The 25,681-nt window shown below is 70.6% G+C and carries 24 protein-coding genes; 13 read left to right on the top strand and 11 right to left on the bottom strand.

What is annotated here, in order from left to right; genetic code table 11:
- Window positions 1–3 precede the first annotated feature (3 nt).
- From ACFWXO_RS16720 to ACFWXO_RS16705, 4 genes are all read left to right on the top strand, one after another.
- A complete protein-coding gene (locus ACFWXO_RS16720) occupies window positions 4–180 on the top strand; it encodes a hypothetical protein (RefSeq protein WP_380524680.1) in 177 nt (58 codons plus the stop codon).
- A gap of 85 nt (window positions 181–265) precedes the next feature.
- Window positions 266–1,150: a hypothetical protein gene (locus tag ACFWXO_RS16715; protein WP_380524679.1), complete on the top strand. Its 885-nt coding sequence runs from the start codon at window positions 266–268 to the stop codon at window positions 1,148–1,150.
- A 19-nt stretch (window positions 1,151–1,169) separates the two neighbouring features.
- Window positions 1,170–1,436 carry a hypothetical protein gene (locus tag ACFWXO_RS16710; protein WP_380524678.1) on the top strand — a complete coding sequence of 89 codons (267 nt, stop codon included), beginning with the start codon at window positions 1,170–1,172 and terminating at the stop codon, window positions 1,434–1,436.
- A 5-nt stretch (window positions 1,437–1,441) separates the two neighbouring features.
- Window positions 1,442–2,521, top strand: a complete 1,080-nt coding sequence (locus ACFWXO_RS16705; RefSeq protein WP_380524677.1) for a hypothetical protein — start codon at window positions 1,442–1,444, stop codon at window positions 2,519–2,521.
- On the opposite strand, the gene ACFWXO_RS16700 is transcribed toward ACFWXO_RS16705, so the two are convergent.
- A complete protein-coding gene (locus ACFWXO_RS16700) occupies window positions 2,522–3,520 on the bottom strand; it encodes a GNAT family N-acetyltransferase (protein ID WP_380524675.1) in 999 nt (332 codons plus the stop codon).
- Window positions 3,521–4,212: 692 nt separating this feature from the next.
- Here ACFWXO_RS16700 and ACFWXO_RS16695 point away from each other — a divergent pair.
- Both ACFWXO_RS16695 and ACFWXO_RS16690 read left to right on the top strand, forming a co-directional pair.
- Window positions 4,213–5,295 (top strand): GIY-YIG nuclease family protein, encoded by a 1,083-nt coding sequence (locus ACFWXO_RS16695; protein WP_380524674.1) that lies wholly within the window; start codon window positions 4,213–4,215, stop codon window positions 5,293–5,295.
- Between the two features lie 61 nt (window positions 5,296–5,356).
- A complete protein-coding gene (locus ACFWXO_RS16690; RefSeq protein WP_380524673.1) occupies window positions 5,357–5,533 on the top strand; it encodes a hypothetical protein in 177 nt (58 codons plus the stop codon).
- Between the two features lies 1 nt (window position 5,534).
- Here the strand turns inward: ACFWXO_RS16690 and ACFWXO_RS16685 are convergent, their stop codons facing one another.
- Window positions 5,535–6,308, bottom strand: coding sequence for a hypothetical protein (locus ACFWXO_RS16685; protein ID WP_380524671.1), 774 nt, complete (start codon window positions 6,306–6,308; stop codon window positions 5,535–5,537).
- 200 nt (window positions 6,309–6,508) lie between these two features.
- Window positions 6,509–7,933 carry a helix-turn-helix domain-containing protein gene (locus ACFWXO_RS16680; RefSeq protein ID WP_380524669.1) on the bottom strand — a complete coding sequence of 475 codons (1,425 nt, stop codon included), beginning with the start codon at window positions 7,931–7,933 and terminating at the stop codon, window positions 6,509–6,511.
- A gap of 93 nt (window positions 7,934–8,026) precedes the next feature.
- On the opposite strand from ACFWXO_RS16680, the gene ACFWXO_RS16675 reads away from it, so the two are divergent.
- Together ACFWXO_RS16675 and ACFWXO_RS16670 are read left to right on the top strand one after the other, a co-directional pair.
- Entirely contained in the window at window positions 8,027–8,935 is a 909-nt protein-coding gene (locus ACFWXO_RS16675) for a DNA ligase (protein WP_380524668.1), read from the top strand.
- Between the two features lie 277 nt (window positions 8,936–9,212).
- The gene (locus tag ACFWXO_RS16670; protein ID WP_380524667.1) at window positions 9,213–9,779 is read left to right on the top strand and encodes a hypothetical protein; all 567 of its coding nucleotides are present in this window, start codon (window positions 9,213–9,215) and stop codon (window positions 9,777–9,779) included.
- A gap of 141 nt (window positions 9,780–9,920) precedes the next feature.
- Here the strand turns inward: ACFWXO_RS16670 and ACFWXO_RS16665 are convergent, their stop codons facing one another.
- Genes ACFWXO_RS16665 through ACFWXO_RS16655 form a run of 3 tightly spaced genes read right to left on the bottom strand, consistent with a single transcriptional unit; the run spans window position 9,921 to window position 12,433 of the window.
- Window positions 9,921–10,628: a hypothetical protein gene (locus ACFWXO_RS16665; protein ID WP_380524666.1), complete on the bottom strand. Its 708-nt coding sequence runs from the start codon at window positions 10,626–10,628 to the stop codon at window positions 9,921–9,923.
- A complete protein-coding gene (locus ACFWXO_RS16660) occupies window positions 10,621–11,352 on the bottom strand; it encodes a hypothetical protein (RefSeq protein ID WP_380524665.1) in 732 nt (243 codons plus the stop codon). The genes ACFWXO_RS16665 and ACFWXO_RS16660 overlap by 8 nt, the downstream gene beginning before the upstream one ends.
- Entirely contained in the window at window positions 11,342–12,433 is a 1,092-nt protein-coding gene (locus tag ACFWXO_RS16655; protein WP_380524664.1) for a hypothetical protein, read from the bottom strand. The genes ACFWXO_RS16660 and ACFWXO_RS16655 overlap by 11 nt, the downstream gene beginning before the upstream one ends.
- Window positions 12,434–13,062: 629 nt before the next feature.
- On the opposite strand from ACFWXO_RS16655, the gene ACFWXO_RS16650 reads away from it, so the two are divergent.
- The gene (locus tag ACFWXO_RS16650) at window positions 13,063–15,093 is read left to right on the top strand and encodes a pentapeptide repeat-containing protein (protein WP_380524663.1); all 2,031 of its coding nucleotides are present in this window, start codon (window positions 13,063–13,065) and stop codon (window positions 15,091–15,093) included.
- An 81-nt stretch (window positions 15,094–15,174) separates the two neighbouring features.
- On the opposite strand, the gene ACFWXO_RS16645 is transcribed toward ACFWXO_RS16650, so the two are convergent.
- From ACFWXO_RS16645 to ACFWXO_RS16630, 4 genes are all read right to left on the bottom strand, one after another.
- Entirely contained in the window at window positions 15,175–16,032 is an 858-nt protein-coding gene (locus ACFWXO_RS16645; protein WP_380524662.1) for an immunity 49 family protein, read from the bottom strand.
- Window positions 16,033–16,120: 88 nt separating this feature from the next.
- A complete protein-coding gene (locus ACFWXO_RS16640) occupies window positions 16,121–17,443 on the bottom strand; it encodes a hypothetical protein (protein ID WP_380524661.1) in 1,323 nt (440 codons plus the stop codon).
- Between the two features lie 107 nt (window positions 17,444–17,550).
- The gene (locus ACFWXO_RS16635) at window positions 17,551–18,321 is read right to left on the bottom strand and encodes a type II CAAX prenyl endopeptidase Rce1 family protein (protein WP_380524689.1); all 771 of its coding nucleotides are present in this window, start codon (window positions 18,319–18,321) and stop codon (window positions 17,551–17,553) included.
- A gap of 260 nt (window positions 18,322–18,581) precedes the next feature.
- Window positions 18,582–19,118 carry a hypothetical protein gene (locus tag ACFWXO_RS16630; protein WP_380524660.1) on the bottom strand — a complete coding sequence of 179 codons (537 nt, stop codon included), beginning with the start codon at window positions 19,116–19,118 and terminating at the stop codon, window positions 18,582–18,584.
- 292 nt (window positions 19,119–19,410) lie between these two features.
- Here ACFWXO_RS16630 and ACFWXO_RS16625 point away from each other — a divergent pair, with 292 nt between their 5' ends.
- From ACFWXO_RS16625 to ACFWXO_RS16615, 3 genes are all read left to right on the top strand, one after another.
- On the top strand, window positions 19,411–20,019 hold the full coding sequence (locus ACFWXO_RS16625) for a hypothetical protein (RefSeq protein ID WP_380524659.1): 609 nt from the start codon (window positions 19,411–19,413) through the stop codon (window positions 20,017–20,019).
- Window positions 20,020–20,173: 154 nt separating this feature from the next.
- Entirely contained in the window at window positions 20,174–20,620 is a 447-nt protein-coding gene (locus ACFWXO_RS16620; RefSeq protein WP_380524658.1) for a hypothetical protein, read from the top strand.
- A gap of 125 nt (window positions 20,621–20,745) precedes the next feature.
- Entirely contained in the window at window positions 20,746–21,021 is a 276-nt protein-coding gene (locus tag ACFWXO_RS16615; protein ID WP_380524657.1) for an HU family DNA-binding protein, read from the top strand.
- Between the two features lie 193 nt (window positions 21,022–21,214).
- On the opposite strand, the gene ACFWXO_RS16610 is transcribed toward ACFWXO_RS16615, so the two are convergent.
- Window positions 21,215–21,655, bottom strand: a complete 441-nt coding sequence (locus tag ACFWXO_RS16610) for a hypothetical protein (protein ID WP_380524656.1) — start codon at window positions 21,653–21,655, stop codon at window positions 21,215–21,217.
- A 405-nt stretch (window positions 21,656–22,060) separates the two neighbouring features.
- Between ACFWXO_RS16610 and ACFWXO_RS16605 the strand changes: the two genes are divergently transcribed.
- The gene (locus tag ACFWXO_RS16605) at window positions 22,061–25,681 is read left to right on the top strand and encodes a hypothetical protein (RefSeq protein ID WP_380524655.1); all 3,621 of its coding nucleotides are present in this window, start codon (window positions 22,061–22,063) and stop codon (window positions 25,679–25,681) included.

The raw sequence follows: 25,681 nt of genomic DNA, 5'->3' as shown, positions 1-25,681 counted from the left end.
CCCATGCTTCCCCACGCACCCGGAGGGTCCGTCGGCCAACCGCAGCTGCTCGTGCAGGACTGGCCGCTCACCCGGCGCGGTGACGAGGAACTCGCCTACCTGGCTTTGTACGCGACCGCCCGCACGACCAACCGGGAACTCATGGCCCAGCTCAGCCGCGACCCGGCCCGCCGGAACTGAAAAACACAGGTCAGGCACCTCCTCGCGGCACTTGATGAGAAAGGACGCCTGGGCGGACTCTGGAGGTAGCAAGGAGGTGCCGGTCGTGCCGAACAAGCGACCACGCGGCCCGCAGCTCAGCTGGAAGCCGAAGCGGGAGACCGAGCGGGTCCTCGTGGCGGTCGAGGCCATGCTCGACCTCTACGCGGACTATCTACCCGTCACGCTGAGGCAGATCTTCTACGTGATCCAGGGCCAAGGGGTCCTCGCCAAGACCCAGCGGGACTACAAGCGGATGTGCGAGTACGTCGGCATGGCCCGCCGATCCGGCCGCATCCCCTGGTCGTCAATCCGCGACGACCGCCAGATCGCCGCCGAAGCCCCGCCGGCCTTCGCCGGGCCCGAGCACTACTGGCGCGTCGTGCACGACATCGCCCTCGACTACCGGACCGACCGCCAGTACGGCCAACCCACCCGGCTCGAACTCTGGTCGGAGACCGAGGGCATGGTCCCCCAACTCGCAAGATTGGGGGAGCAGTTCGGGATCTCCACCTACTCCGGCAGCGGCTTCGACGGCCTCAACGGCAAGCACGAAGCCGCCGAACGGGCCATCGCTGGCGGCATCAAAACCTGCATTCTCCACGTCGGCGACCACGATCCGAGTGGTGAATGGCTACTCACCGCCCTCGCCGAGGACGTCACTGCGTTCGCCGAAGCGGCCGGCGCTGAGGTGGAGTTCGTCCAGATCGCGGTCACCCCGGAGCAGATCGAGCGGTACCACCTGCCGACCGCCCTTCCCAAGCCCACCGACCGCCGCTCGTACTCCGACACCACGACCACCCAGGCCGAGTCCCTGTTGCCCGACGTCCTAGCCGCGATCGTGCGCGAGGAGATCGAGGCCCGTCGCGACATGGATCTCCTGCGGGAGGTGATCGAGCGGGAACCGGCGGAGCGGCAGGCCATCATCGACCGGCTGAACGACTTGCGATGAGAATTGGGGGCAATGTGAAATGGAATTGAAAGAGATTGCCACCAGCCCTGCTTACCCTGACGCCTACTGGGCTGCAGGTGATGAAGTATTCCAGCTCGTGGATCCGCTGGACAGGAAGCGGACTCTGCGCCTGCGCGCAAACCTCAACACCACAACCTGCTCCTGCATCGGCGGCTATTTCTGGCGGACACTAGCATTCTGGTTAGTCCATCCATGTTTGCTTTGCTTCGCGATGATGAATTTGGGCCAGGCTATCGACAGCTTTTTCGCGACGGGTCTATCGTGACGGCCATGCGCGCTGCAGCCAACAACTACTCAGAGGTTGCCGAGCTCATCATAGAGAAGCGCAATTTTGTTGCGGAAATGGACGAGGATCAAATTCGAGAGTCCGCACGCCTGCTGGATAGCCTTAATCCTGAAATCGTACGCGTCGATACTCGCGATGACATGCAGAAGGTAGGGCAAGGATACGTATTACGCCCAGAGTACTGGGTGGCGCTCGGATTCCGCGAGGAAATGGCGCGCGCGATGACCGAGAGCGTCTCGCGGAAGATCGAGGACAGGCACCTGGAGGTTGTAAGGCAGAGCGAGTTCTGGGAGTACGCACGCGACAGTCTTACGCCAGAGGAGTCCGAGTGGGCACAGCAGATCCGGGCATACATGTCTATCGCCTCCCTGGGCACGATGGCAAAGGGGATCGGCATTCCGCCGATCTATCCGGCCGCCTACGGGAAGAACGTTGATCGAATATACGGTACGCGCACGCCCTGGGAATACACCCCCGGCGGGAGAATGAGGCTCCTTGAGCCATTTGAGCAAAAAGGGCAACGGCGCCTCGACGAGGAGCGGAATATTCACGAAATGGCGGCACTGTTGACGGCGGATCAAGTGTCCAAAGTCAGAGGGAGGGTCGAGTATCGAAAATTCCTCCAGAAGGTGCAGCAGGCCGGGCGAGAGTCGGGTCACCCGGCGGCAGAGGCCGTCGAGACGGGGCTTCGCGAACTTCGGGAGTATCTTGAAGTCGGTGCGGGCGAGTTTCTGGTCGACTGGGAAGGTGGAGGGAATCGATTGCTGCTCTGGGAGACTCGGACTGGTCAACTGGTGCGCCAATTGGGCTCAGGTGTAGTTGGCACCCTTGCCGGCGTTCCTGGAGTGGGGCCTGCATTTGGTGCCGCCCTGACATTCTTGGGGTGGCGGAAGGTCGAGATGATGGAAAAGCGAAGGGAAGGTTTTCGGGAGGTTGTTCGGGAAGCGATTGACGACCCGGCGATAATCTCGGAGATTCGCACCGATGGATGTATAGAGTTGAGCCTGTTTGGAGAGATTCCTTATTCGTTCACTGGCATGCAAGGCGCTGCGGGAGGCGGCTAGCTAGTGTTCACTCCGCCCGTCCACGCCCCTGAGCTCGGCCAGGGAGTACCCCGACGCCTTGCACAGCTTGGCCGCGAACAGCGGTTCCATCCCGTGCAACTCGGCTTCCGCCGCGATCGCCTTCACCTCGTCGACGGTGACCTCCGTCTGGGCCATCAAGGTCAGCTTCTCGACATGCTGGGCGGGCACGGTGAGCCTCCGACCGCCACCGCTTAGGGTCACGCTGCCATCGTTGTGGTGCACGACCTTCTCGGGCACACCGTCGGGCGCCTCCAGGGCCCCGGTGATGACCTCGACCTGCGAGCCGTCCGGCATGGTGGTGAGCATGGTGGCGATGTCCGGGTGGAGCGGCTTCCACATCTGGATGACGTGGGGATCGGCTGGCCGGTGGAGCGCCATCCCCATCGGGTCCAGGACGGCGATCGACTCGCCTGGACCCCGGACGGTGAAACCCGCCTGCTGGTAGTACGGCACCAGGTGGAGGGTGCTGGTGGTGAACGTGCCGAGTGCGAGGCGGTAGCCGAGGCCGCGGTAGTGCGCGCAGGCCCGCTCGATCAGCCGGTAGCCCAGACGCTGGCCGCGAACCGGCAGCGACACGGACAGCGCCTCCAACTCCACCACCCGGTGGGCTACCCGGGAGCGGTGCTCCCGGCTCACGCCCTCGATGCCGACGATCCAGCGCAGCGGCGGGGCCGCGTGAAGGACACCCACGACCTCGTCACGCCGCCGCTCGGCGACCCAGGCGGCCCGCACTCCGCACGACGGGTCGAGACGTTCGTCCCGGGCCGCGGCGCGAGCTACCTCCTCAGCGACCTCTGGGTTGGTGAACTCCACCTGGCGCAGCAGCTCCAGCAGAGCCGGTTCGTCGGCCGGCCGCGGCATGCGGATCAGCAGGCCGTTGGCCGCCGCCCGCTGCGTGCGGATCGCTGACCGCGCTCTTGACGCTCGTCCCATGCCATTTACAACGACCAGCGGCAGCCGCTGTTGCTGGCTGTCCACCAGCGCGGGTCGATTCTCGCGCGGGCGGGTGAACCCTGGCGTGAGCGTGCGAGCCACAGTGTCAGCGGCAGATGAGAGCCTCCCGCCGGGGGCCGATGTGCTGACGGGAGGTCAGGATGGCGAGGGGACGTCCGCGAAAGGACCCGCGCGATCCGGTCGTGATCATGCGCGCGGCGGGGTTCGAGCCGTTGGTGCCCTACCCAGGCTCGGGCGACCCGTGGCGGTGCCGCCACGAGGTATGCGGGAAGGAGGTGACGCCGCGGCTGGGCAACATTTCCTCCGGCCGGCAGGGCGGCTGCCGGTACTGCGCCGGCAAGGCACCGATTCCCCCGCAGGACGCGGAGGCGTTGATGCGGACGGCTGGGCTGGAACCGTTGGAGCCGTACCCGGGGTCGATGAGTCACTGGCGCTGTCGGCACGAGGCGTGCGGGCGGGAGGTGAAGGCCAGGTACTCCAACGTGAAGCGCGGAGTCGGGATCTGCCGATGGTGCGCGCCCAACGCCCCGGTCGACCCCGAGGACGCCGCCGCCCTGATGCGGACGGCAGGGTTGGAGCCCCTGGCGCCCTACCCTGGCACCGACACTCCGTGGCCGTGTCGTTGTGCGACCTGTGGCGCCACCGTGACGCCGACCCACGGGTCCATCAAGCAGGGCCAGGGCGGGTGCTGGCCGTGTTCCCGTAAGAGGGCCGGGGTGGGCATCAGCCAGGCATGGGCTCGCCGCCGGGAACTCCCCCGCACCGACGGCGAGCAGGCCGCCGACGAGCTCCAGACGTTCGGTCTGACACCACTGGAGCCCTACCCTGGCCCGGCCGGGCTGTGGGCCTGCCGCCACGACACGTGCGGCCGCGACGTCGAGATCCGGTTGCAGAACCTGCACCGCGGCCTGCGGGCATGCCCGTACTGTCCACCCGCACCGGGTGGACGCCGTCGCTGGCCGGCGGACGAGGCCGAGGCCCTCATGCGCGCCGCCGGCCTGGAACCGCTGGAGCCGTACTCCGGCCGCCGCCAGCAGGCATGGCGCTGCCGGTGTACCGGATGCGGCGGCGAGACCTCACCGTCACTCGGGGGCATCCTGGCAGATCAAGGGGGCTGTCGGCACTGCGCCGACGTGAGAGCGGCCGAGGCCAGGAAGACCGACCCCGAAGTCGCGGCCGCCGACATGCGCGAAGCCGGACTGGAGCCCCTGGAGCCGTACGTCACCTCGACGACTCCGTGGCGTTGTCGCTGCGCGACCTGCGGCAGCGAGGTCTCGCCGACGCTCATGAAGATCCGCACCGGCGGCGGCTGCCGGTTCTGCGCCAGCCACGGCTTCGACCTCACCGCCCCCGCCCGCGTCTACGTCATGCAGCACCACCAACACAACGCGGTCAAGATCGGAATCGGCGGCACCGCAGGCCGCAACGAACGGGTCAACCACCACCGCCGATCCGGCTGGGTACTCGCCCGGGACTGGCACTTCGCCACCGGCGTCGAGGCCCATGCCGTGGAGCAAGCCGTCCTCCAGCACCTGCGTGAGGCCGGCCACGGCCCCTACCTCAACCGGGAAACCATGCCGAACGGCTGGACCGAGACATTCGACGCGGACCTCGTCGCCCCTACCACGCTCGCCGCGATCGTCGAGGCCACCATCGAACGCCTCGCCGGAACGCAGACGCCCGTACCCGGGCGGACCATCCTGCGGCCCGAGCGCTGGAGTGTCCGTTCAGGCTCTGCTGCTTCCCGGCGACGGCCACCGGCCAACACGGTCGGCCGCGACCAACTCCCTCTGTTCTGAGATGAGTGGTTGACACGGCCGAGGGCGGTGCCGCGAACGGCACCGCCCTCCTGAGCTCCCCGTGGCCCGCACGGACTGCTGGAGCCACGTGGAGCGCGTCCTGCTCACCCACGAGCAGGTCCTGGACTACGAGCTGCCCGCCCCGGACCTCACCGCCGAGGTGAAACGTGCGGCGGCATCCTGGCACATCCCACTGACTCGATCCGCCCTGCGGCGCCGGGCCGCAGTGCGTGGGTAGGTCACCAGTTGTGGTGGAAGGGGCCGAAGCCGTGCTCGGCCGCCAGGGCGTTCAGGTTGAACCCGTCGCGGAAGTTGAATCCGGGGTGCTCGGGGACCTGCTGCTTGATCTGGTCAAGAGAGAGGTCCGGCCACCACCACATGCGCCCGCACTTGCACCCGACCGCGGCATGGCCGTCAGGGATGACCAGGAGCCAGTCCTCGGTCCGGCCGCAGTCGCAGGCGAGCTGGTGGGTGACCATCGGCCACTCCGGGTAGGGCGGGGTTTTCAGGACCGCTGGCGCCTGGGCGTACGTTGTGGTGAGGTTGTAGATCTTGAGCATCTCGATGACCTTCGCGTCTTGGAAGGCGTAGTCGAAGCTCTGGGCAGCACATCGCTCCAAGGTGCTGATGAACGGCCAGTAGGCGGCTTCGACGTCGATGTCGTCGTCGTGCCGGATGGTGCTCAGGGTCAGGGCCATCCGCCAGATCCTGTGGTCGATGTACCTGGAGAGCCTGTTCTCCCGGACGCTGACGAGCCGCTTCCAGGCTCCGCCGGGCGCGTCGAGGACGGCCTGCGAGGCGGCGCGGACCCTCCGGAGAATGTCCTGGCAGTTCCTCTCCAGGTCCTGGGGCCGGATGTAGCAGTTGCGGTAGTGCCGGAGCATCTCCCACAGGTCCTTGTCGTAGCGCTCGTTGGCACGCGGTGTGAGGAGGGCGGGACGCCGTGGAAGGTCCCCCACCGGCGGCGGCAGATACCTCTGTCGTTCGAGCACCGCGCGGTGAGGCGAGGACATCCGCGATTCGTCGACGAGCGGCCTGGCCTCCAATGGGAGGGCCGGCCAGCGAGGGAAGGCCGGCGCGCCGCTCCCTCGACTCTCCTCCGCCTTCCGCAGGGAGGCGTCCTTCGGCTCGTCTGGCATGGCAACCTTCCGTTGCTTGGTCTGACGGATTCACGTCCGGATCGGCCGGTGCAGGCGACCCGGACAGGCCCGGGTCAGCAGTGGGTGAGGATCCTGGCGGCGATGTCGGCCAGGGACACGGGGGTGGGCGCAGCTGCGATGACGTCGGCGGCTTCGGCCGCGTCGACGTTCTCGGCCAGTAGGTAGACGGGGCAGCTTGGCGACTCGCCCGGCAGGTCCAGGGTGGCGACGATGTCGGCTGTCTGCTTCCGCTTGGGCGAGGTGGCCGCGGTCGGGCTGGTGATGGCGATCTGCCACTCGCGGCCGTGCTGGTCGCGCACACGCCGCCCGTCGCGCTCGGCCAGCTGCGCGCCGTCCTGCCCCGGCTTCGCCTCCGCTGCCTGTGCCCCGGCGAGGAGGCGGCGGTCGTGGACGAGGCCGGCATGGTCCGCGTAGAGCCTCGGTGGTGCCAGGGCCGCAGCCAGCTGGCCGTCCAGCCACGCGTCATACAGCGGATCCACCTTCGCGTGCTCGCTGCGCCAGGCCGCGAACGACGGATGCTCCGCGAGCCGGCCGAACAGTGCCCGGGCCCGGTCTGCGAGCTCACCGAGCTCGACGGCGAGGTAGCGCTCGCCGGCCAGGCCGACGCCGGTGGAGCCGCCGTTGCGGGCGAGGGCGGCGCAGCGTCGGCTGGCTTTCTCCAGGTCGGTGCGGGCCGCCTCGATGCTGGGGCCCCCGCTCGGTGCGAGCAGTTCGGCTTCCTGGAGGCGGTCGGCCGCCCGCTGGCGGTGGCGGGCCGCTTCCAGGGCCTGGTCCATGCGCGCGACGCGGTCGCGGCAGATCGCTTCCTGGGCCCTGAGGCAGCACACGATGTGGGCCCAGAGGTTGCGCGTGACCCGGGGCTCCTCTGCTGTGTCCTTGCGGCCCCGGCGCCGGGCGGCCCGGTCGGTGCCGTGGTGGATGGTGCGGGCGAGGACCGCCGCGGCCTGGCTGGCGGCGACACCCACCGAGAGCATCTGGTGGATCAGGTCCCGGTCCCGCTCGCTTCCGTAGCGCTCGTAGGTCAGCTGGAGCCGCTCCTCCGGGCGCAGGGCGTCCCGGGCCAGGTCCTGGATCTCGTAGAGGTGAAGCAGCGCTTCGGACAGGCGAGGACCGTCGGGTTCGGAAGGTCCGAACCGGCCCGCCACTGGAGCGAGCTGGGCCGGCAGGCGGCACCTCAGGTTCAGGTCCGAGACCTCGAATCGCAGCGGGTCGTTGCGGAGCAGGCGCTCGACCGGGCCGAGGTCCCGCGGCTCGCGGCGCAGCGTGACCTCGAGGCGGTAGTCGGTGTTGGCGACGATGCGCTGCAGGTCCTCGAACGATGGTGCGCTCCGGCCGGTCTCGTAGCGGCTCAGGGCTGTCTGTCCGACGCCGCTGTCGCCGGCCAGGGCGGACTGGCTGAGGTCTCCCGTGCGGAGTCGGGCTTGCGTGATCAGCCAGCCGGCGGGGATGACCGCGTCCGGGCTCGGGTACCTGGCCATGCTTCCTCCAGCGTTATGCCATTTGAAACTAGCGCTATGCCAGTTTGGCATAGCGCTGGCTCTCATGTCAGGGATTTGGCGCACCCTGGGGATATGGCAGGGAAGATCTCGCGGGCGCCCGCCGTGGTCATCAGGCCGCCGTTCGAGCTGATGCAGCCGCGGCCCGCGGCCGTGCTGCCGGCGGAGGATGCGTTCCCGGGTGGGGTCTTGTACGAGGTCAAGCTGGACGGCGTCCGCTCAGCTGCCTGGCGTGGAGACGGCGACGTCCAGCTCTGGTCACGCCAGGGCAACCAGCTGTCCGACCGCTACCCCGAACTGCTCCCCGCCCTGCGGGCGATCGTGAAGCCGGGCGTGACCCTAGATGGTGAGATTTGCGCCTGGTCCGAAGGTCGGATCGACTTCCGGCAGCTCCTGCGCTCCCCGGCCAGGCGCCGGGCGGAGGGCGTCGCCCTGAGCTACGTCGCGTGGGATGTGCTCTCGCGCCCGGGTGAAGATCTTCGCGATCTTCCACTCGCCGTCCGGCGAGAAATCCTGGTGGAACTGCTCGCCGATGCAGGCGCCCAGGTCCAGCCGGTGATGGCCACCCAGGACAGGGAGCAGGCGCTGGGCTGGTTCGAGGGACTCGTCCAAGCCGGTGTCGAGGGCGTGGTGGGCAAGGCGCTCGCCGGCCGGTACGCGCCAGCGACGCCGGCGCGCGTCTCGTGGGTGAAAGTGCGCCATCGGACGACGACGGACGGCCTGCTGCTCGGGGTGACCGGCTCGGCCCGGAGGCCGGACGCGGTGCTGGTCCAGCTCCCCGATGGGCGGCGCGAGCTCACGTCGCCGCGGCTCACCGCGGCGCAGGCCGGTCAGGTCGCCGAGGCCATCACCGGACTCCTACGGCCGCCCGAGTCCGGCACTTCGGTGTGCTGGCTCACTGAGCCATATCCCGTGGCCGAGGTCCTCGTGGGCACCGGGCGCCACTCCACGGTGCGCTTCGTCCGCATAAGGCCACCGGAGTAGGACCGGTCAGCCGTTGTCCAGGGCGGCGCCGGCGACGCCTATCGTCCCGCCTCGGCGACGTCACTCCCCGCCGCGTCCGAAGCTCCAACGATGGTGCTCGGGAACCGGTTCGTGACGAACCGGCGCCGTCAACGACTGGCCGCTTCCCTGAGGGTGAATCACGGCAGTGCCGGCCGCACCGATCCGGACCGGCGCCCGGCACCGTTACTTACGCCGCGCGATCAACCCGCCGCGAGCAACCGGTCGCCGCGCGGCCGGGTTGCGGCATCCTGCCTGCGTGACCACCACCCTGCACACCAGCCTTGCCCAGCTCCGCGCCGCCTGCGCCGCCATGGGCGTGGCCGTTCCGGCCGAGCTGGAGCGTGAGGACGAAGCCGTCCAGCGCGCGGCCCTCGCCGCTCACCTGCACCGAGCCACGGACTCTGTGACGGCCTCCATGGACATGGAGGCCCGGGCCGAGGTCCGCGACGCGGCCGACCGCAGGCCTGAGCTGTGGCCTGAGCCGGAGGACCACACCACCACGGTGTTCCGCCTCATGGACCGGATCGAAACACACCTCGACGCCATGACCGTCGATCTGTCCGCACCGGGTGCCGTTGCCGTTCCATGGCCGCTGGACGCCGAACCCACGGTGAAGCTGGAAGGCTTCGCCCTGACCGCCGTCCGCATGCTCTTCGCGATCGGCGACGCCCTCCGTCTCCGGGCGCAGCCGGAGGACCACGGAGACGGCCACCACGCCGATCAGCTGATCGAGCGCATCCACGACGCCCTCAACATCACCAGCGCCACCCTCGCCCGCCGCGAGGCCGCCGCCGTGGGCGTGGACCTGGACGAGGAGCTGTAGAGACCACCGCCCGGCTCCCGATGCTCGGGGGTGGATCCTCCCGCCAGCCGTCCGTCAGGCCTCCGGGCCGGATGAGGAGCAGCCTCACCCAGCCCCGGTGCCCGAGAGTGCGGGTGGGGCCCGCAGACCCCACCCGCATGCTCAGCTCGTCCCCTGGAGGACTTCGGCCGCTGGCAATGGATCCTCGTCCTCGATGGACCACGAGAGGGTGATGTAGCGGCCGCCGTGACCGTTGTCGAAGATGTCGGCGCTGGCGCAGCGCACGGCAACGTCCGGCAGGCCGGCGACCCGGACCCGGCTGAGGACCGCGTCCTGGAGAGGGACATAGGCAGGCGGCGTGGTGTCGCCGCCCAACTCCATCCATCCCGGCGCGCCCTGTTCCCACTTCCCCGGGGTCCTGCGCACCAGCGCGGCGTTGTAGAGAGTCACGCTCGACCCGTCGGGCAGGGTGACGATCGCCGGTTCACGCGGCTCGTAGCTGTTGGACCACCCGTCCTGGTAGAGCCACGCGTCGACGGTGGCTCCGGAGAAGAGCGGGTTCTCGTCGGTGCCGCCGACCTGCCGGGGGAAGCCAGCCATCCGGGTGCGCATCCGGGCGACGATGTCGCGCCGCACCGCGATCCGCTGGGAGATCTGGGTGAGCGTCATCGTGTCCGACCGCTGGACTCCCGTCGCGGCCGGGGTGCGGGTGTCGACGTCCAGCCAGGTCCGCCCGTCGTCGTCGTGGATCGGACGTGTGGTGGTGAAGTACTCGCTCAGCAGCGTGGTGAGGGTCTCGACGGTTCGGCTGGTACCGGCGACGCTCAGCCGGGCGATGCCGCGGGGCGGGGCGGTGTCGTGGTCAGACATGGCGGTTCACCACGATGGTCGGGCCCAGCGTGCCCAGTCGGTCGTCCACTCTGGCGGTGGCCTCGTCCAGGCGGACCTTGTGGGGCTGCTCGGAGACGCGGCCGGTGCTGGTGCGGCAGGGGTCACCTTCACCGGCAGCGCACTTCGGGCTCCCGCAGATGATCGCCAGCGTCTCGGCGCGGATCGCCGCGGCACGCTCGGCCGCACGCCGCGAGGACGCCGCCCGGGACTCGACGAAGCGCACGCCGGCCATCGCCGCAGGGAACGTCGTCATCTCCACGTCTTCGCGGAAGGCGGCGGCGAACGGGTTGCCGCCCGGCTTGGCGCGGTCGGCCAGCAACTCCAGCTGCGCATGGGTCGGAACGACGGCTGGACCGCCGTACGTGGTCCGGTCACTGTGGGCTGCGGCAGCGCCCCAGGGAGCCCCGTCGGTGGGGAACGTGGCCGCCATGGGGACGTCGCCGGCCGCGATGGCGGTCAGACGCTGAAACAGCGCAGCCTCCGCGGCGAGCTGCTTGGCGCGGCGACGCCACTCCTCGATCAGGCCTTCGAGCTCGACGGGCTCGGCCACCGTTTCGGCGGCATACGCGAGCTGGAGCAGCAGCACCCCGGCGGCGGAGAGGTGGCCGGTGATCTCTTCCAGGGTGATGAACTTGCCGGCCCGCAGGTGAGCGGTGTCGGTCTGGTCGGCGCTGGTCTGCCGGGCAGCGGTGTCAGTGGACATCGGCGCACAGCTCCTTGAAGAGGTCGCGCTGGAGGGCCTTCGGGTAGCCGGAGGAGCCGACGGCGGTGAAGAACAGGAGGCGGGTGGTGCCGGCCAGGACCTCGGAGGGCAGCGCGGCCAGAACACGGTCGGCGGCCCGGGCACCCGTGGCCATGAAAGAGGCCACGGCCAGGTGGAAGGCCGTGGTGGAGGGGATGCGCTCGTCGGGGGCGGGCTGCTGAGCCAGGTAACGGGCGGCGGCCTCGTGCCCGACGCCGTAGTACCCGCCGCAGAGCAGGAACTGCACCAGCAGCAGGGCAGCTTCGCGCCAGGCGGCCGCGCCGCGCTCGTCGAGCGTGTCGAAAACGTCCTCGGCGTGCTCGGTGATCCGGTCCTCGACCGTGCCGTCGATCGCAGCCTGCAGCAGCAGAGGCAGCGGGAACCCGGCTGCCAGATCCTGCGCAGACATGACCATAAAGCCACCCGCCGCGAACGGATTGTCCGGGACCCGCGTCAGCTCCTCGTCCGGCCCGTCGGACGGGCTGCTCCAGGTGTCCAGGTGGCCCTGCCCGTCCAGGTCGAGCCCATCGGCGTCGTGGCGGGGCCGGTTGAGCTCGGCCATCCCGGCCCACAAGCTCAGCGCGTCGTCCAGGACTACGGCCAGGTCGGCCTCCGACATCTCCTCAACCATCGTGCGCACGCGGGAGCCGTCGGCGTCCCCCGCCGTGATCATCTGCTGGTTGGCCTCCCACAGCCGCCGGGACGGCGCGGACAGCGAGGCCAGGGCGGAGGCGGGCATCTTGGACATCGCGGCGAGCGGCATGCCGGCGACCGCGGCCACGGCCAGGCGGTCACCGCCGAGGATGGCCGGAGTGGCGGAGCGCTGGCACGGCAGGCAGCCGGCCATCGCGGCGCCGATCAGAGCCTGGATCGGCCGCATGTTGACCTGCCGGTCCACGCCCCACGGGCGGCCGTCCAGTGTGCCGATCTCCGGGCCCAGGTGCTGGTGACCGGTGCCGCTGGCGGCCGCGCTGTACGGCTGCCCGGTGGCGGCCGCGCGCTTGCGGGCCTTCTTCTTCTGGGAACGCCGGTTCTGCGGCATCGCTAAACCCTTCGGCGCGCACGTGGCTAGGGGTGCGGTCCCGCGATTCCGGACCCCGGCGCGCGAAGCACTCAGCGAGCAGGGCGGGTGGACCAGATGAGCTGACGACGTGTGCGGTGCGGGAGTACGCCCGTCGGTCCGGACCGCTCCTACCACCTTGGCCGCTGTGCCGCCCGTTCGCGGGCCGTACGGCGGGACTCCGGCCCTCACACCGGCCGTTTCCGGCATTCTAGCGGCCAAAGCAGGAACCGAGGCCCAAACAGCCTTCAACCCGCCCAGTCGGCCGGCTTGGTGAGTACAGCTATGCCGGGCACGGCCCCATCGGTGGCGCTCAATCAGCCCGATCGGAATCAGGTCCCTGGACCAGCCGATCGCACACCACACAGCCCAAGAACGAACGGGAGTCGCCTCCCCCCTACGATCGATGGATGACCACCGGGATCGGCAGTGTCCGCCGTGTGCGAATCCGCAGAGGAGCCATCCGCGGGACGGGCAGCTCCGTTTCGGCCGAGCCTTCGTGCTGCGAGGCGGGCTCCAGCGCATCCCGGTACGCGACCGCCGCTCCGCGGTGGGCGCAGCGGTGGCCGACCGGATCGTTCAAGCTGTAGGGAGCTCCTGTGTCGTTTTTGATGCGCGCGCCGAGAGAGTGCGCCTCCTGGACCTGGGATCTCGAAGGCGTGAAGGAAGCGGGCCTGGAGTCGGTGCTGGCGGTCGCGGCGCAGATGTCTGGTGTGCTGCGCACGCACGGCCTGCTGGAACCGGGCGCGCTCGAATGGTCCTGGTTCCAGGTCGGCAAGGGCGGTCTCGGCATCCACAGCCGGCTGAGCCTCGTGTCGCGTTCGCTGGAGGAGCCGACGCTCGCGGAGGAGATGCGGGCCTGCCGGCCGGTTGGCCATCCGCAGGCGGAGATGGGCGCGGTCACCGTGTTCGGGAACGGTGAGTGGATCGACGCGGGCGGAAGGCGCCGCAGGGAGTACCGGCTGGTGGAGCTCATGGTGTCGCCCGGCAACCTGGGTCCGTACGCCGAGCTGTCCGTCCATCACGACGTCTGGGGCGACTGCGACTTCCACGGCCGCCCGCATCCGGCCGTCCACGCGCACAACTCGCCCCGGCTCGCGGCCGCGCTCCAGGAGCTCGACGGGCTGCTCGGCGTGAAGGCCGAACCCGGCGAACGGACCTACTTCGGCGTGGCCGAAGGGTACGGCCTCGAAGCCCCCGAGCTGATCGACGGGCTCGGACCGGACCTCACCGACGGCATCGGGACGATCGTGGCATCCGGCATCCCAGACACATGGCATCCGCGGACCCTGCCGCTGGACCGGAAGGCGGCCGACCGGCTCGGTGCCTGGGCGGCGGCCCCGGACCGCGAGGCACTGGAGGCCGTCGACCTCGACCTGCGCGGGGCCGACCTGTCAGGCGGGGACTTCACCGGAGCGTGGTTCACCGACGCCGTGCTCGCCGGCGTCTCGCTGGCCGGCGCCGAGCTCTGGCGCGCCCACGTGGAAAAGGCCGACCTGACCGGCGCGAACCTCGCCGGGGCGAGCCTGGTGAAGGCCACGCTGGACCAGGCCACGCTGCGCTCCGCCTGCCTGGACGACACCGACCTGACGTCGGCCTCCCTGGCCGAGATCAACGCCGTCGGCGCGACGCTGCGCCGCGCCGACCTCACCAACGCCACCCTCCTCCAGGTCGACCTGCGCGGCGCCGACCTCTCCGGCGCCACCACGGCGAACACCTCGTTCACCGTCACCGTTGACGAGCACACCGTGCTCCGCGGCCTGACCGGCACGCTCTTCGGCCCCGTCACCCTTGTCACGGGCGACACCGAGCGGGAACTCGACGGCCTCGCCCTCCAGCGCTGGCTCACCGAGCAGGGCGCCGACGTCGAAGTCCTCAGCGGCTTCACCTACTACGCCCGGTTCGACGAATCGAGCACGAGCTCCCGGGAGAACCCGTACGGAATCGTGCGCCGCAGCACCGCCGACGGCATCGACGTCGACGAGGCCTTCACCCGCAACCTGCGCTGGGAGCCGACCGAGTACCTGCGCCTGTACTACCTCGGGCACAACGACGACGACCACGCCGAGATCATCAGGGCCGAGGCCGACGCCTTCATCAAGCGCGTCACACGGATCCTGACCACGCCGCGGGCCCGGGCGGTTGTCGAACGCCTCACCGCCATCGACTGGCGGGACGACGACACCGCCTTCACCCACGCCGCGTCACGCTCGCGCCTGTTCCGCGAGCACCTGCGCCGCTCGGCCCTCTGGACGCAGATCTACCAACCCGCCGGCGACTGGCCCGTCGTCGACCTGGCGGCGGCCGCCGACCCCACGGTCCGGGTGGACGCGGAACTGGCCGCGCGGCTCGACGCGTTCCTGGAGGCAAACGTTGGCGACGTCCGGGCGAAGGGCCTGTGCCGTGCCGCGCTGCGCTGGGCGACCCTGCTCGACACGACGACGGCCCCGTTGCCCGAACTTCCCGACCCCTACGAGCCGCTGCTGCTGATGCTGGAGCGAGGCGCCTGGTACGGAATCGTCATTGAGAACCGGGTCGCCGACTTCTCAATCGTGCGCGTCCCTCTCGCGACCTGGCAGGACCACCTGAGCACCGAACCGGTCGTCCAGCTCGACCCGTCCGCGCTCAGCACCGACGGCTGAGAACCGCTCCCCCACGACAACCACCCGGCGCCGGCCCGGCCGCGGAGATGCGGCCGCTCCAGCGCAGGGTGTGCAGGCGGCCTACGTGGAGAACTCGCCCAGCCAGCCGCCGGAAAGCAGGTACTTGGGGAGATACGGCGACTCCACGTCGACCGGGAACTCCCGGTCGAACGCCAGGCACGCCATTGCGAGCGGCCCCAGCGCGAGCGCACCATCCAGCTTGGCCGCCCAATCCTCCGCCGACCAGTACGTCTTGTGGAGGTCGAGCGCCTCGCCGAGGGCCGGGGCGAACTCCTCCTCACGCCCCCGCACGACCAGGTAGAAGAGGTGGATCGGCGGGTACATCAGCCCGTCCAGCACGCCGGGCAGGGTCACGACGGCGGCCTCGGGGTTCGCGGCCGCGATCGTGGCGATGAGCTTGTCGACCAAGCCAGGCCGGCGCAGCTGGTAGCTCTGCTGGACGTCGATCCAGTGGTAGACGTACTCGTCGTACACGCCCTCCGGGGACTGCAGCCGGTCCAACGGGATCTCGCACAGCTGCGTCATCCGCTCCCGTTCACGGCAGACGAGGGCCAGCCAGAACGCGGCCAGCCAGTGGTCCGCGTCGGCATACGACTGCGGGCCGGCAGCCGGGACGGCGCGGGGGCGGTCGTTGATGAAGCACTCGACGGTGCCCTCGCTCGCGCCTGTCACGGCGAACAGCGCCGAGCCGAGCTGCATCGCCGTGACCGCGGCCTTCCAGGTCTCCAGCCGGGACCCCTCCGGGTCGGCCGCGCAGTGGGCCTGGAGCGCGAGGAGGGCGGTGCTGAACGCGAAGTCGATCAGGCTGGAGGACTCTTCGAGCCCATCGACGCGTTGGTTCACCCGCTCGCTCAGCCGGTCGGCGAACGCCTGCCCATCCGGCCGGGGCTCAAGGTGGCGGGCAACGGTCACAGTCACAGAAGGGTCCCCTCGGTCATGTCGCTTCGTCAGCAGCAGTGTCGCGTCGGCCTTCACGGGAAGCACGCGCGTACGCGGGTTCGTGCCCTCAGAGGTGCACGACCTGCCCGGAGGTGTCCTGCCAGCCCCAGTTGACTGGGGCGTATTGCTTCTTGAGCGCGAGGCGCCCGGTGCCGTAGGCCTTGAGAGCCGCTTCGACGGCGGCCGGCAGGGCCTCAAGGTCCTGCGGCACCGGCACGCGGAGCAGCAGGCGCTGCTTGCGGTGCAGGAGGAGGATCTCGCCAGCCGGGGTGCACTCCATCAGCTCGAAGTTCTTCAGGGCCGTGAAGGGCCTGTCCGCGGTGGAGATCCGGGAGCGCAGCCGGCCGTCGGCGGTCCAGGCGAACAGGCCGTACCGGTTGAGGTGGTAGGCCCGGCCACGGTGCGGATCGGCGACGACAATGAAATCGAGACCCGTGAACGGGCTGTCGTCGTGGCGGTGCAAGCCCTCCAGACGGCCGCGCAGCACGCCCTGATCGTCGAGAAGGGCAAAGCTGAACTCCTGGCCGCGGCTGCCCGACCGGAAGGTCCGGCCGAAGACCGGGACGACGAAGAGGTCGTCGCCGAGGGCGGAGGGCCGGGTCATCTGGCAGTCCCGGTAGCCGTAGAAGGTGCCGGAGGAACCGGTGAAGTCCGTCAGGAGGTCGGTCAGCGTGGGCCAGGGGCGGTTGTCCCGCCACACCGGCGCGTCACCGAAGACAACATGGGGGTGCTGGTCGGCATCGGTCTGGCTGTCGGTCGTCGGGTGGAGGCTCGCAATGGCTCGCAGGGCGGGCTTGGAGCCGGGCGCGAGCGCGGTGACCGGATCGGAGACGGCGACGACGTTGAGGGTTGCGTCGGCCCACTTGAGGCCGTACTCCGAGGTAGTGCAGAGCAGCCGGCCGGACGGCGTGACGGCGATCGAGGCGGCAAAGGGATCCCCCGTCCGCGCCTTGCGCTCCTCGAAGCCCCAGGGCATCGGCCACGTGGCGAGCACCTGGCTCAGGTCGGCCGAGAACACGTGGGTGCTGCCAGGCCGCAGGGCCAGGGCGACCGTCCCGTCCGGCAGGACGGCCAGGGTGTCACCGCTGCCGTCCGGGATGATCGCCGACGGAGTGCCGTCCGGCCGGGGACCACCGAACACCGCGGTGGTGAGGGGCGTCCCGTCCGGGAAGAAGCGGGTGATGAAGCGGAAATTGAGCTCGGCGTGGGCGGGGTCGGCCGGATCGCCCGTGCCGCGCCAGGGGCGCCACACGGTGGAGACCACGTAGGTGTAGCCGTCCGCCGTGGCCACGGCATGCTGCGGGGCCCACCCGCCGGCCACCGGGTCAAGCCCGTGGGCATCGGCCAGCAACGCGGGCACGGTCGTCGGCAGAGTGAGCATCCGGTTCATGATCCGAATTCTGTACCGGTTCACCGACAGCGAGCCCCAGGCCCGCAGCGGTGCCCGGACCCGGACCGACTCCCCAGCCCGCCCCGGAGGGAAGGGGCCAGCTCCAGTCAGGCGGCCTGTTCGGCATGGCGGCGCACCGACCTTCCCTGCCGAAACGCGGTGACCGCCGCGATGGCGGTGACCGCGGTGAACACGGTCAGGGCTGCCGCGAGCCCATGCCGTGCCGAGATCCGGTTGGTCACCGCCGCAAGCAGGTCGTAGCAGACGTGAGCGATCATGAGCGGCAGAATCGCACCAGACCTGAGGTACAGCAGCACGCATGCGATCGCCCAGGGCGCGAGCTGCACTACGGCAAGGCCGTACTCGATGTGATACGCCAGCCGCATGCTGGCAAGAACAACGACGACCACAATGACACCGGTGCGGCGCAGCCGTGGGCTGGAGATCGTCTGAGCGAGTCGCCAAGCGGCCAGCACAGGTACGACCAGGACCACGATCTCCTCGCTCACGCCGGCCGCCATGGACGAGACGGCGTCGCCGAGGAAGGTTGTGTGAGCGGAGCTTCCCGAGTGTTCGGCAAGGCCCTGTACGTGGGTGCGGGCGAGGTTCCAGGCGACGGCAAGGGCGATCATGGGCGCCTCCGCGAGGACGAACACTGTGCAGGCCGCGGCAAGGACGTGGCGCATCGGAAGGGGACGCAGACCGACCGCGGTGGCCGACTCCGCGCCCCACAGCAGCAGCCACGCCATCAGGGCCAGGCCGAGCCAGCCTACGGAGGCGCGCAGCATCGCCTCCGTCGCAACGTGGCCACCGTCAGGGGAGGCTCCGGCGGCCGCCGCTCTTGCCCCCGGCCAGGCGTTCGCCACGGCGACCACCACGTAGAACAAGGCCAGGAACCCTGCGCCGCCCCATGCAACAGCCTGCATCGGCGCGGAGACCCGTGCTCCCGGAAGTGAAGCTCGTCCAGGAAGCACCCCGACCAGCATCCGAATGATCCGCAACGCCCTGGTCCTCCCCCGCGCCCGCCAATCCCCATGCACGCCCCAGACTATGGGTCGGCATCTTGTAGCGTTCGGAGATCCGGTCGCGGCCGGGGACGGCCCCTTCGTTGCGTGGCCGGTCGGCGGGATTGCGGTGGTCAGCGTGTCAGATCAGCGGGCGTGGCCAGCACGGCAGCGCCAGCGGTGGTCAGTTCGGCGAGGCCATCTGACCCGCATCCGATCCAGCCGGTCAGGATCAGGTCCGGGACCAGCCGGGTGCGCAACTCGGCATCGGGTTCGGTGCTGATCCACGTGGATCCGTGCCGGTGGAGGTGCCCGGCACGGGCGGCGACCAGAAGCGCGACATCCGCAGTCGTCATCGGCCGGACTCCTTTGACCCGCACCCCCACGTTGCGAACCCGGGCGGTGTCGATCTGCTCGGCCACCAGGGAGTCGCTCGTGTTCAGCGCCTCGCGGATCCGATCGTGGAAGCGCGCCTCGGTCTGCTCGGCGCACGACAGGTCGGAGTAGGAGAGGCGCAGCGTGCCGGGGCGGTCTCCGGTCTCCAGGATGTAGCCGGAGCGCGCAGGAACGGCTCGTCCGTCCTGCCAGTCGAGCGCCTGGTAGGGATCGACGTGGGCCGCGTGGAGCAGCGTGCGGACGGTCGCCTCCTTGGGCTGGCAGGACACAAGCATGCGTGAGATCTCCCCATCACGATCCGCTGGGCGGGAGCAGCGTATGGGCTGGCGGGTCGCCCCGGGGGTGCCCGCATCCCCGTTCACCCGAACGTGGTGAGAGGCGGCGCCCGGGGGTCCGGGTGGTTGACACCGAAGGAGCGGGGCGCGAGTTCGCGCCATCGCGCCGCTCACCTTCAGCTCCCCGGCCACGGCCGCCGGCTCAGTGCTTGTCACCCTCCGCCGAGGCGCTGGCCTCGGAACGACGCATGCGGGGCGACGTTGGCGCGTTCGCGGTTGTTAGCCTGCGCGGATGGGACTGGACATCACCGTGGTCATGGCCGACTGGGACCGGCTGGCCCGGATACCGGCGGACGAGCGCCTGGACGTGCTGGACGACGCCGTGTTCCCCGACATCTGGAGCGATCCGGACCCGGCCGCCCCCGCCGCCGAGCCCGACGGCTGGGTGTGGCCGCCGGGACCATCGTGGTGCGCCCGCTACCAGTTCCACGGGACCACCGGCGCCCACAGCTTTCACTGGCACCTGGCCGCCGCCTGGGCGGACATCAGGCAATCGGCAGCCCCCGACCTGCGCGGGGCCCTCGACCAGTTCCTCGGCGCCCTCGTCCCCGAGGCCCCGGCCGACGGCCCCGCACCGGCCGCCGGCTTCCCCGACGACCCCTCACCCTGGTACCCGCACGTACTCCTGCTCTGCGCCCCGGACGAGATTCCCGGCCTCGCCCGCGCCTGGGAGACCGCCGCACCGCGACTGGAGGAACTCCGCGCGCCCTTCGACGCCGAATGCGCCGGCTGGGCCGGCCGGCCCGCCACCTTCGACGCCGCCGCCGCACTCCTGCACGAGTGGGGCGAGGTGGTCGCCGGAGCCGAATCCCGCGGCTGGGGCCTCATCGGCCTTCGGTGAGCTTGCCGTTCAACTGCCGTGGCAGCAGCCTCCGACTTCGGGGGTTGCGCCTGGTCGGCCAGGCTCCGGTGTGCCGGGTCGGCGAACCGGTGGGTGGCCGTGCGGATCGCGGCTGAGCCGAAGGGGTGATGCTCGCCGGAACCATTCTCGGCTGGTGTCGTTCGGCAGTGGCAATCCGCTCCTGCCGATTCGAAGGGATGATCCGCACGTGAATGTGAAGGCCTTCGCCGCCACATCCGCTCTCGTCCTCCTCTCCTTGGGGATGGCCCCGCCAGCCGCTGCGGCGCAGCGCTCCTCGGATGCCTGCACCCATAATTTCTTCGGCACCGGCACCACGCGCCCGGACGTGTGCATCGAGATCCACGGGCAGGGCAGCTGGGCTGATCGGGTCGTCGCTCGCTGGGTCAACGGAAGCGGCCAGCTCGACCGCTGGGGCGTGTTGCACGAAGGCAACGGCAAGTCCATCCACGGCGATGTCCGGGCCCATGACTCCGGCAGGGACTTGGTGGCCGAGTGGCGCAACATCCGTCTGGAGAAGGGGAAGGCGTGTATCTCGTTCACCGGGCTCGAGAGCTGGGCCTGCCAGGAGGTCGTCCCGTAGCTGCCATTCGAGCAAGGCGTCGGGCCCCGCCCCGTGCAGCGCCACCGCGCTCCGCATGCCCCTATTGGCCAGGCCATCTGGCAGCATACGGCTGGCTCCGAGTTACATGATCGAAAGTGAGAACGATGAACCGCACCGAACTGGTCGCAGCTCTCGCCGACCGCGCCAAGATCGCAAAGAAGGACGCCGAAGCGGTCCTCGCAGCGTTCGTCGAGATCGCCGGGGAGACCGTCAGGAAGGGCGAGGAGAAGCTCACGGTCCCGGGCTTCCTGACCCTGGAGCGCACCCACCGGGCTGCGCGAACCGCCCGCAACCCGCAGACCGGCGAGCCGATCTCAATTCCGGCCGGCTACAGCGTCAAGGCGACGGCCGGCTCCAAGCTCAAGGAATCTGCGAAGTAGCGGCTGCTCCGGCGATGGTCGTGCGGCCGCGGCGTCGTACGACCATCTCGCCCGCCAGCGCGTGCCGAGACTGGCCGCCGCAGGCTGCCGAGCTGACACAGCGACAGCTTCCCGGGTTCCGCAAGCTGGCGCCCCACGCCGCTGGACGGGATGTGATCACCGGGGCGGGTCCGGTACGCGTGAGACCGAGCAGCTATCGCGTCTCGCTGCCCACGGGGCGCCAGGGCCGGCGTGCGGCGGACAGCCGGACGATCTGGAGCCCGAACATGCCCGCCACCGCGCCACAGGGCGGCCACACCCACTGCACGACCGGTGCCTCCAACTCGCCGAGGTGGCCGTGCAGGTATCCGAAGAAAGCGCCGGCCGCGAGCGCGGCGAAGAGCAGGCGCACCCCCCAGGAGGCCAAGGCGTTCCCGCCGATCCGGGCCGCCGCCGACACGTTCCCGCCGACCAACACCACCGGCAGAAGCCACCAGAACAGGTTGTTGGCGTCGTAGCGCTGGGCCACGAACCACGACGTCGTCGCCAGGTAGTACAAGTACGGGCCCGACACGAGCATCCCGACAAGGGCGAGGCCGGCCCACTCGAACCACGCTTCGCCACGGGTCGCGACCATGCTGTCACTGTTCGTCATGGTGATCAGCATGGCACCCGCAGGGGACGCCCACGGAAAGCCCGCAAAAGATCTTGGAATTTCGCCGTGGGGCGCCCGGCCGAAGGACACTTACAAGCGGTACACCGCGCGGGACATACAACCCGCGCCGGCACGGATCGCCAGGCCTGATCGGTCCCCCAGCGCCCGAGGCCGCAGCCGAAGGTCCAACCGCGCCCCGCACGGACATGCGCAGCGGTCTCGCCCGACTTCTCGAGGACGCGGGCGGTGCCGATCAGCGGGCCGCCCGGCGCGGGCCGGAAGACCGATCAGGTCCGACAACCGCCGTTCCCGGACCGCACCGCCGCCCGCGGTCGGCAGCTGGTCTCGCCGCTGGCTCGACGGCGGGGCCTCCGACGCACCGGAAGAACCCGATAGCGTGGGCCGGTGACCGATGACGGCGCGCCCGACCGGGGCGCTGAACCCGACCGCCTGGCCGACGGCTCCCGGATCGCGCAGGCCCTGACCGCTCTCGGCACGAACGGGCAGCGGGCCCTGGGCCACCTGCGGGATGCCCAGCAGAAGCTGGCCGAGGCCCATCGCTGGGCGCAGCCGTTCGAGGGCGCGCTGGCTTCGTGCCGCTCCGCGATCGACAGCCTGCTCAAGGAGGCCGGCGAGGAGTTCGAGGGCATCCGTGACGCTCAGGAACAGGTCTTCAAGGAGCTGCGGGCGTTCTTGCGGCGGCCGACCGGACCGACGAAGCCGATGGACAAGCTGCTCGCGGCCCTCGACACCAGCGAGGAGCCGCCCGAGCACCTGGACCCGAGGGCCGGCATCGGCAGGGCCCTACAGCCCCTGATCAAGATGCCGTCCGAGCGCCTCCCGGACCCGGGCGATCCGGGACCGGAGTACGCCGCAGTGCGCGAGCTCCTCACCGAGGTCGCCGGCCTGAGCGCGCTGCCGGATAGGCCCGAGGATCAGCGGCCGCTCCTGGATGTGCTCGCCCGCCTCCACCACGCCCGGAAGTCTGGCGCTGGCACGGACCCGAACGGCGCGGCGCCGGACGGCCTGGCCGGCTTGCGGGCGGCGTTCACCTACCTTGAGCGCGAGAAGAGCGAGCCAGGGGCGTTCCGCAACCGTCAGATCGCGCACCTGGTCCAGCGGTGGACGCAGGAGAGTCCGGGGCCGGGCGAGGCGGAGGCGATCCGCGCATGGGCGCGGTTCTACCGGGACTCATCGGCGGTCCTGCACGGCAAGGCTGCGGACGGCGAAGCGGGTACACGCATGCTCTTCGAGCAGGTCGTCGCCCATGTCGAGCAGCTGGTCCTCGACCTTCCCGACCTCGCCCCCATCCTGGTGGCCCTCGTGCGCACCGACGCCCCCACGGCCGAGGACGTCGAAGCCGTGGCGCGCCTGCACCAGCGGCGAGCCGTCCGCTACTTCTTCACCCACGCCGAAAGCCCGCACTGGCTGGACCTCCTCGACCAGGCACGGCTCCTCCCGGAGGCCGACCGATGGCCGGCCCAGCCCTACCTCCAGCGCGTCGCCGCCGCCGAACCCCAGAAGGTTCTCGCCTGGCTGATAGAGCACCAGGAGGCCTTCACCAGCGCCGATCCGCGAGTGCTGGACGGCCTCCTGCGTGTGGCCCGCGCCATCGGCGCACCGTCGTCGTCTCTTGTCCAGGCCGTCGCGACATCCCCGCAGGCCCTCGACGCCCTGCAACCGCTCCTGATCGTCTGGCTCATCGACATTCCGGCCGGCCAGCGCGACCGCGCGTGGGTCTCCGTCGCCCAGCACCTGCTCGTCCACCTGCTCGACACCCCGGACACCAACCGCTGGGAGATCCAGCAGAACCTGGTCGAGCTCCAGGCGGCCGCGTACCCGCCGGACGGGACCGAGCCCGCGGTGCCGGCGCGCGCGGTCCGCGAGGCGCTGGCTGCGGGCATGGCGGCCGGGCTGGCCCCGGAGGCCGGCCACGACGACCGCCTGCCGGCCGATCTCGACATGGTGGACGACCTCCGGCACGTGGTAGTCGCCGACGATCACGGACCGGCGGTTGAGCGAATCCTCGCCCGGGCCCAGCTGGACTTCGCGCGCACCGAGGCGCTGAACGGGGTCAGGCTGGACCAGCGCACCGCGCCGTGGGCTGACGCCCTGCCCGGCCCCCGCCGATGGGCTGACCGGATGGTCGCCGTGCACCTCCTGGAGGTGCCCGCTCCACCCGGAAGCGGCGAGGACTGGGACCGGCGGGCGCTCGACCTGCTCTCCCGCATCGGCGACGTCGTGCGGGTCACCGCCGATTGGGTCGACTTCGTGGCCGCGGCCCTCGAGCGGCGCCCGGCGGACGACCGGCCGAATCTGGAGGCGGTACTCGCCACCGCCCTCGGACCGGCCCCGACGCCGGACGAACTCGCCGCAGGCATCGAGGCGCTGGCCACCTGGCCGGACAAGAGAGCCCCGAAGGGCTGGTCAGCGGCGTGGTCGCTCGCCCCCGTACTGCCGCCCGCCGTCCTGGAACCGTTGCAGCCGGTGGTCGACGCCGTGAGCGCGCTCCTCGGGCCTCCGCCACGACGACCTCTCCCCCGCCTCCGGCCGATCCCCTACCTCGATCCGCTCAGGGCCACCGCCCAGCAGATCGCGCCCCTGGTGACGGCCAAGGGCGCCCCCGCGGCAGCCGCCGAGCTCCTCGCCCGGCAGCGTTGCGGTGACCTCTCCCCCGACTACGCCCGGATCGTCCTGGGCCAGCTCATCGCGACCGAGCCGACCGCGTGGGCTGCCTCGGTGCCGGCCGTCGTCGGCGCCCTCGAGGAACCGCCCCTCCAGCGCGCCTACCTCGCGGCGCTGCGCACGCCCATCGCTTCCACGCCGTGCCCGCTCCCGGACCGCGCGGCAACCGCCGGCGCGGCCGCCGAAGCCCTCTGGGACGTTCTGGCCGCGGACACCGGCCTGGCGGACGACGAGCGCGGGGAGGCGGAACTGGCCATGGCTCTGCTGCTGCGTGAGTCGTGGGCGCTCGGGATCGACCTCGGAGCGCTGGAAGAGTCCTACGTACCGTGGCTGGAGGCAATCGTCGCCGCCTGGAGCGCACCGACGCGCTCAACGGCCGATCCACTGCGGGTCGCAGACAGCCAGCTGGGCGGAATCGCCTTGGACGCCCTGATCTCGTGGGGCCTGGCCTGTGCAGTGCCGCCGGCAGAGGTGGCGCCGCCGGTCGACGGCCTTCTGGAGACCCTGCTCGCCGATGGGTCGGACGACCGCGTCATGGCCGTGATCGGCAGCCACCTCCCGGCCATCCTCGACCAAGCCCCCCAGTGGGCCGACGACCGCGCGACGCAGCTGTTCGACCTGGAGCAGCCGTCGCCGCCCGCCATCACCGCACTCATCACCCACCGCTTCGGCCCCGCCAGCGTCGCCCTGCTCCGGCACCTCGACCGCGCACAGCTCGCCGCGTGCCTGCGCCGTCCCCACGTCCACCCCACCGCCGTAGAGGTCTGCGCCGCGGTCCTGGTTGTCGACGCCGACGCGCTCGGTGGGCAGCAGGACTTCCTCTCCCTCCTCAGCACGGGCGACGGCGCACCGGCGGCGGTCTCGCAACTCCTGAGCAGGACGGCCTGGGTCCTGCCGCAGGCCGCCGACGAGAACAACGTGGCCTTCTTCGACAACGCCGCACAGTTCTGGGAGCACGTCCTCGCCCTCGACCTCCCCGGCACCGCCGGACACCTGCACGGGGCCGGCGACTTCGCGTACCGGGAGGGCCTGGGCGACGAGCGGTGGTTGGAGCTGACGGCCCGGACAGTCGGCCGGACCACCAGCATCAGCCGCGTGGGCGCCGTCGCCCGCCGGGCCGCCCGGCACCCCGAGTCCGCAGCCGCGCGGAGCATCCTGACCGGCCTCCTGCCCCTGTGTGACCCGACCCTCCAGGCCGGGCCGCCGAGCTACGAGGAACACGAGATCCGGCGGTGCGCGATCGAGCTGTGGCGGGCAAGCCCGCCGGAGAGTGCCGGCCGGGAGGAGCTCGGCCTGGCGCTGGCACGGTACGCCGACTTCCTGGAAGCGGTCGCGGATTGA

The sequence above is a fragment of the Kitasatospora sp. NPDC059088 genome, assembly GCF_042738155.1.
Taxonomy (GTDB): domain Bacteria; phylum Actinomycetota; class Actinomycetes; order Streptomycetales; family Streptomycetaceae; genus Kitasatospora.
This window is presented reverse-complemented; position numbering and strand designations above follow the sequence as displayed.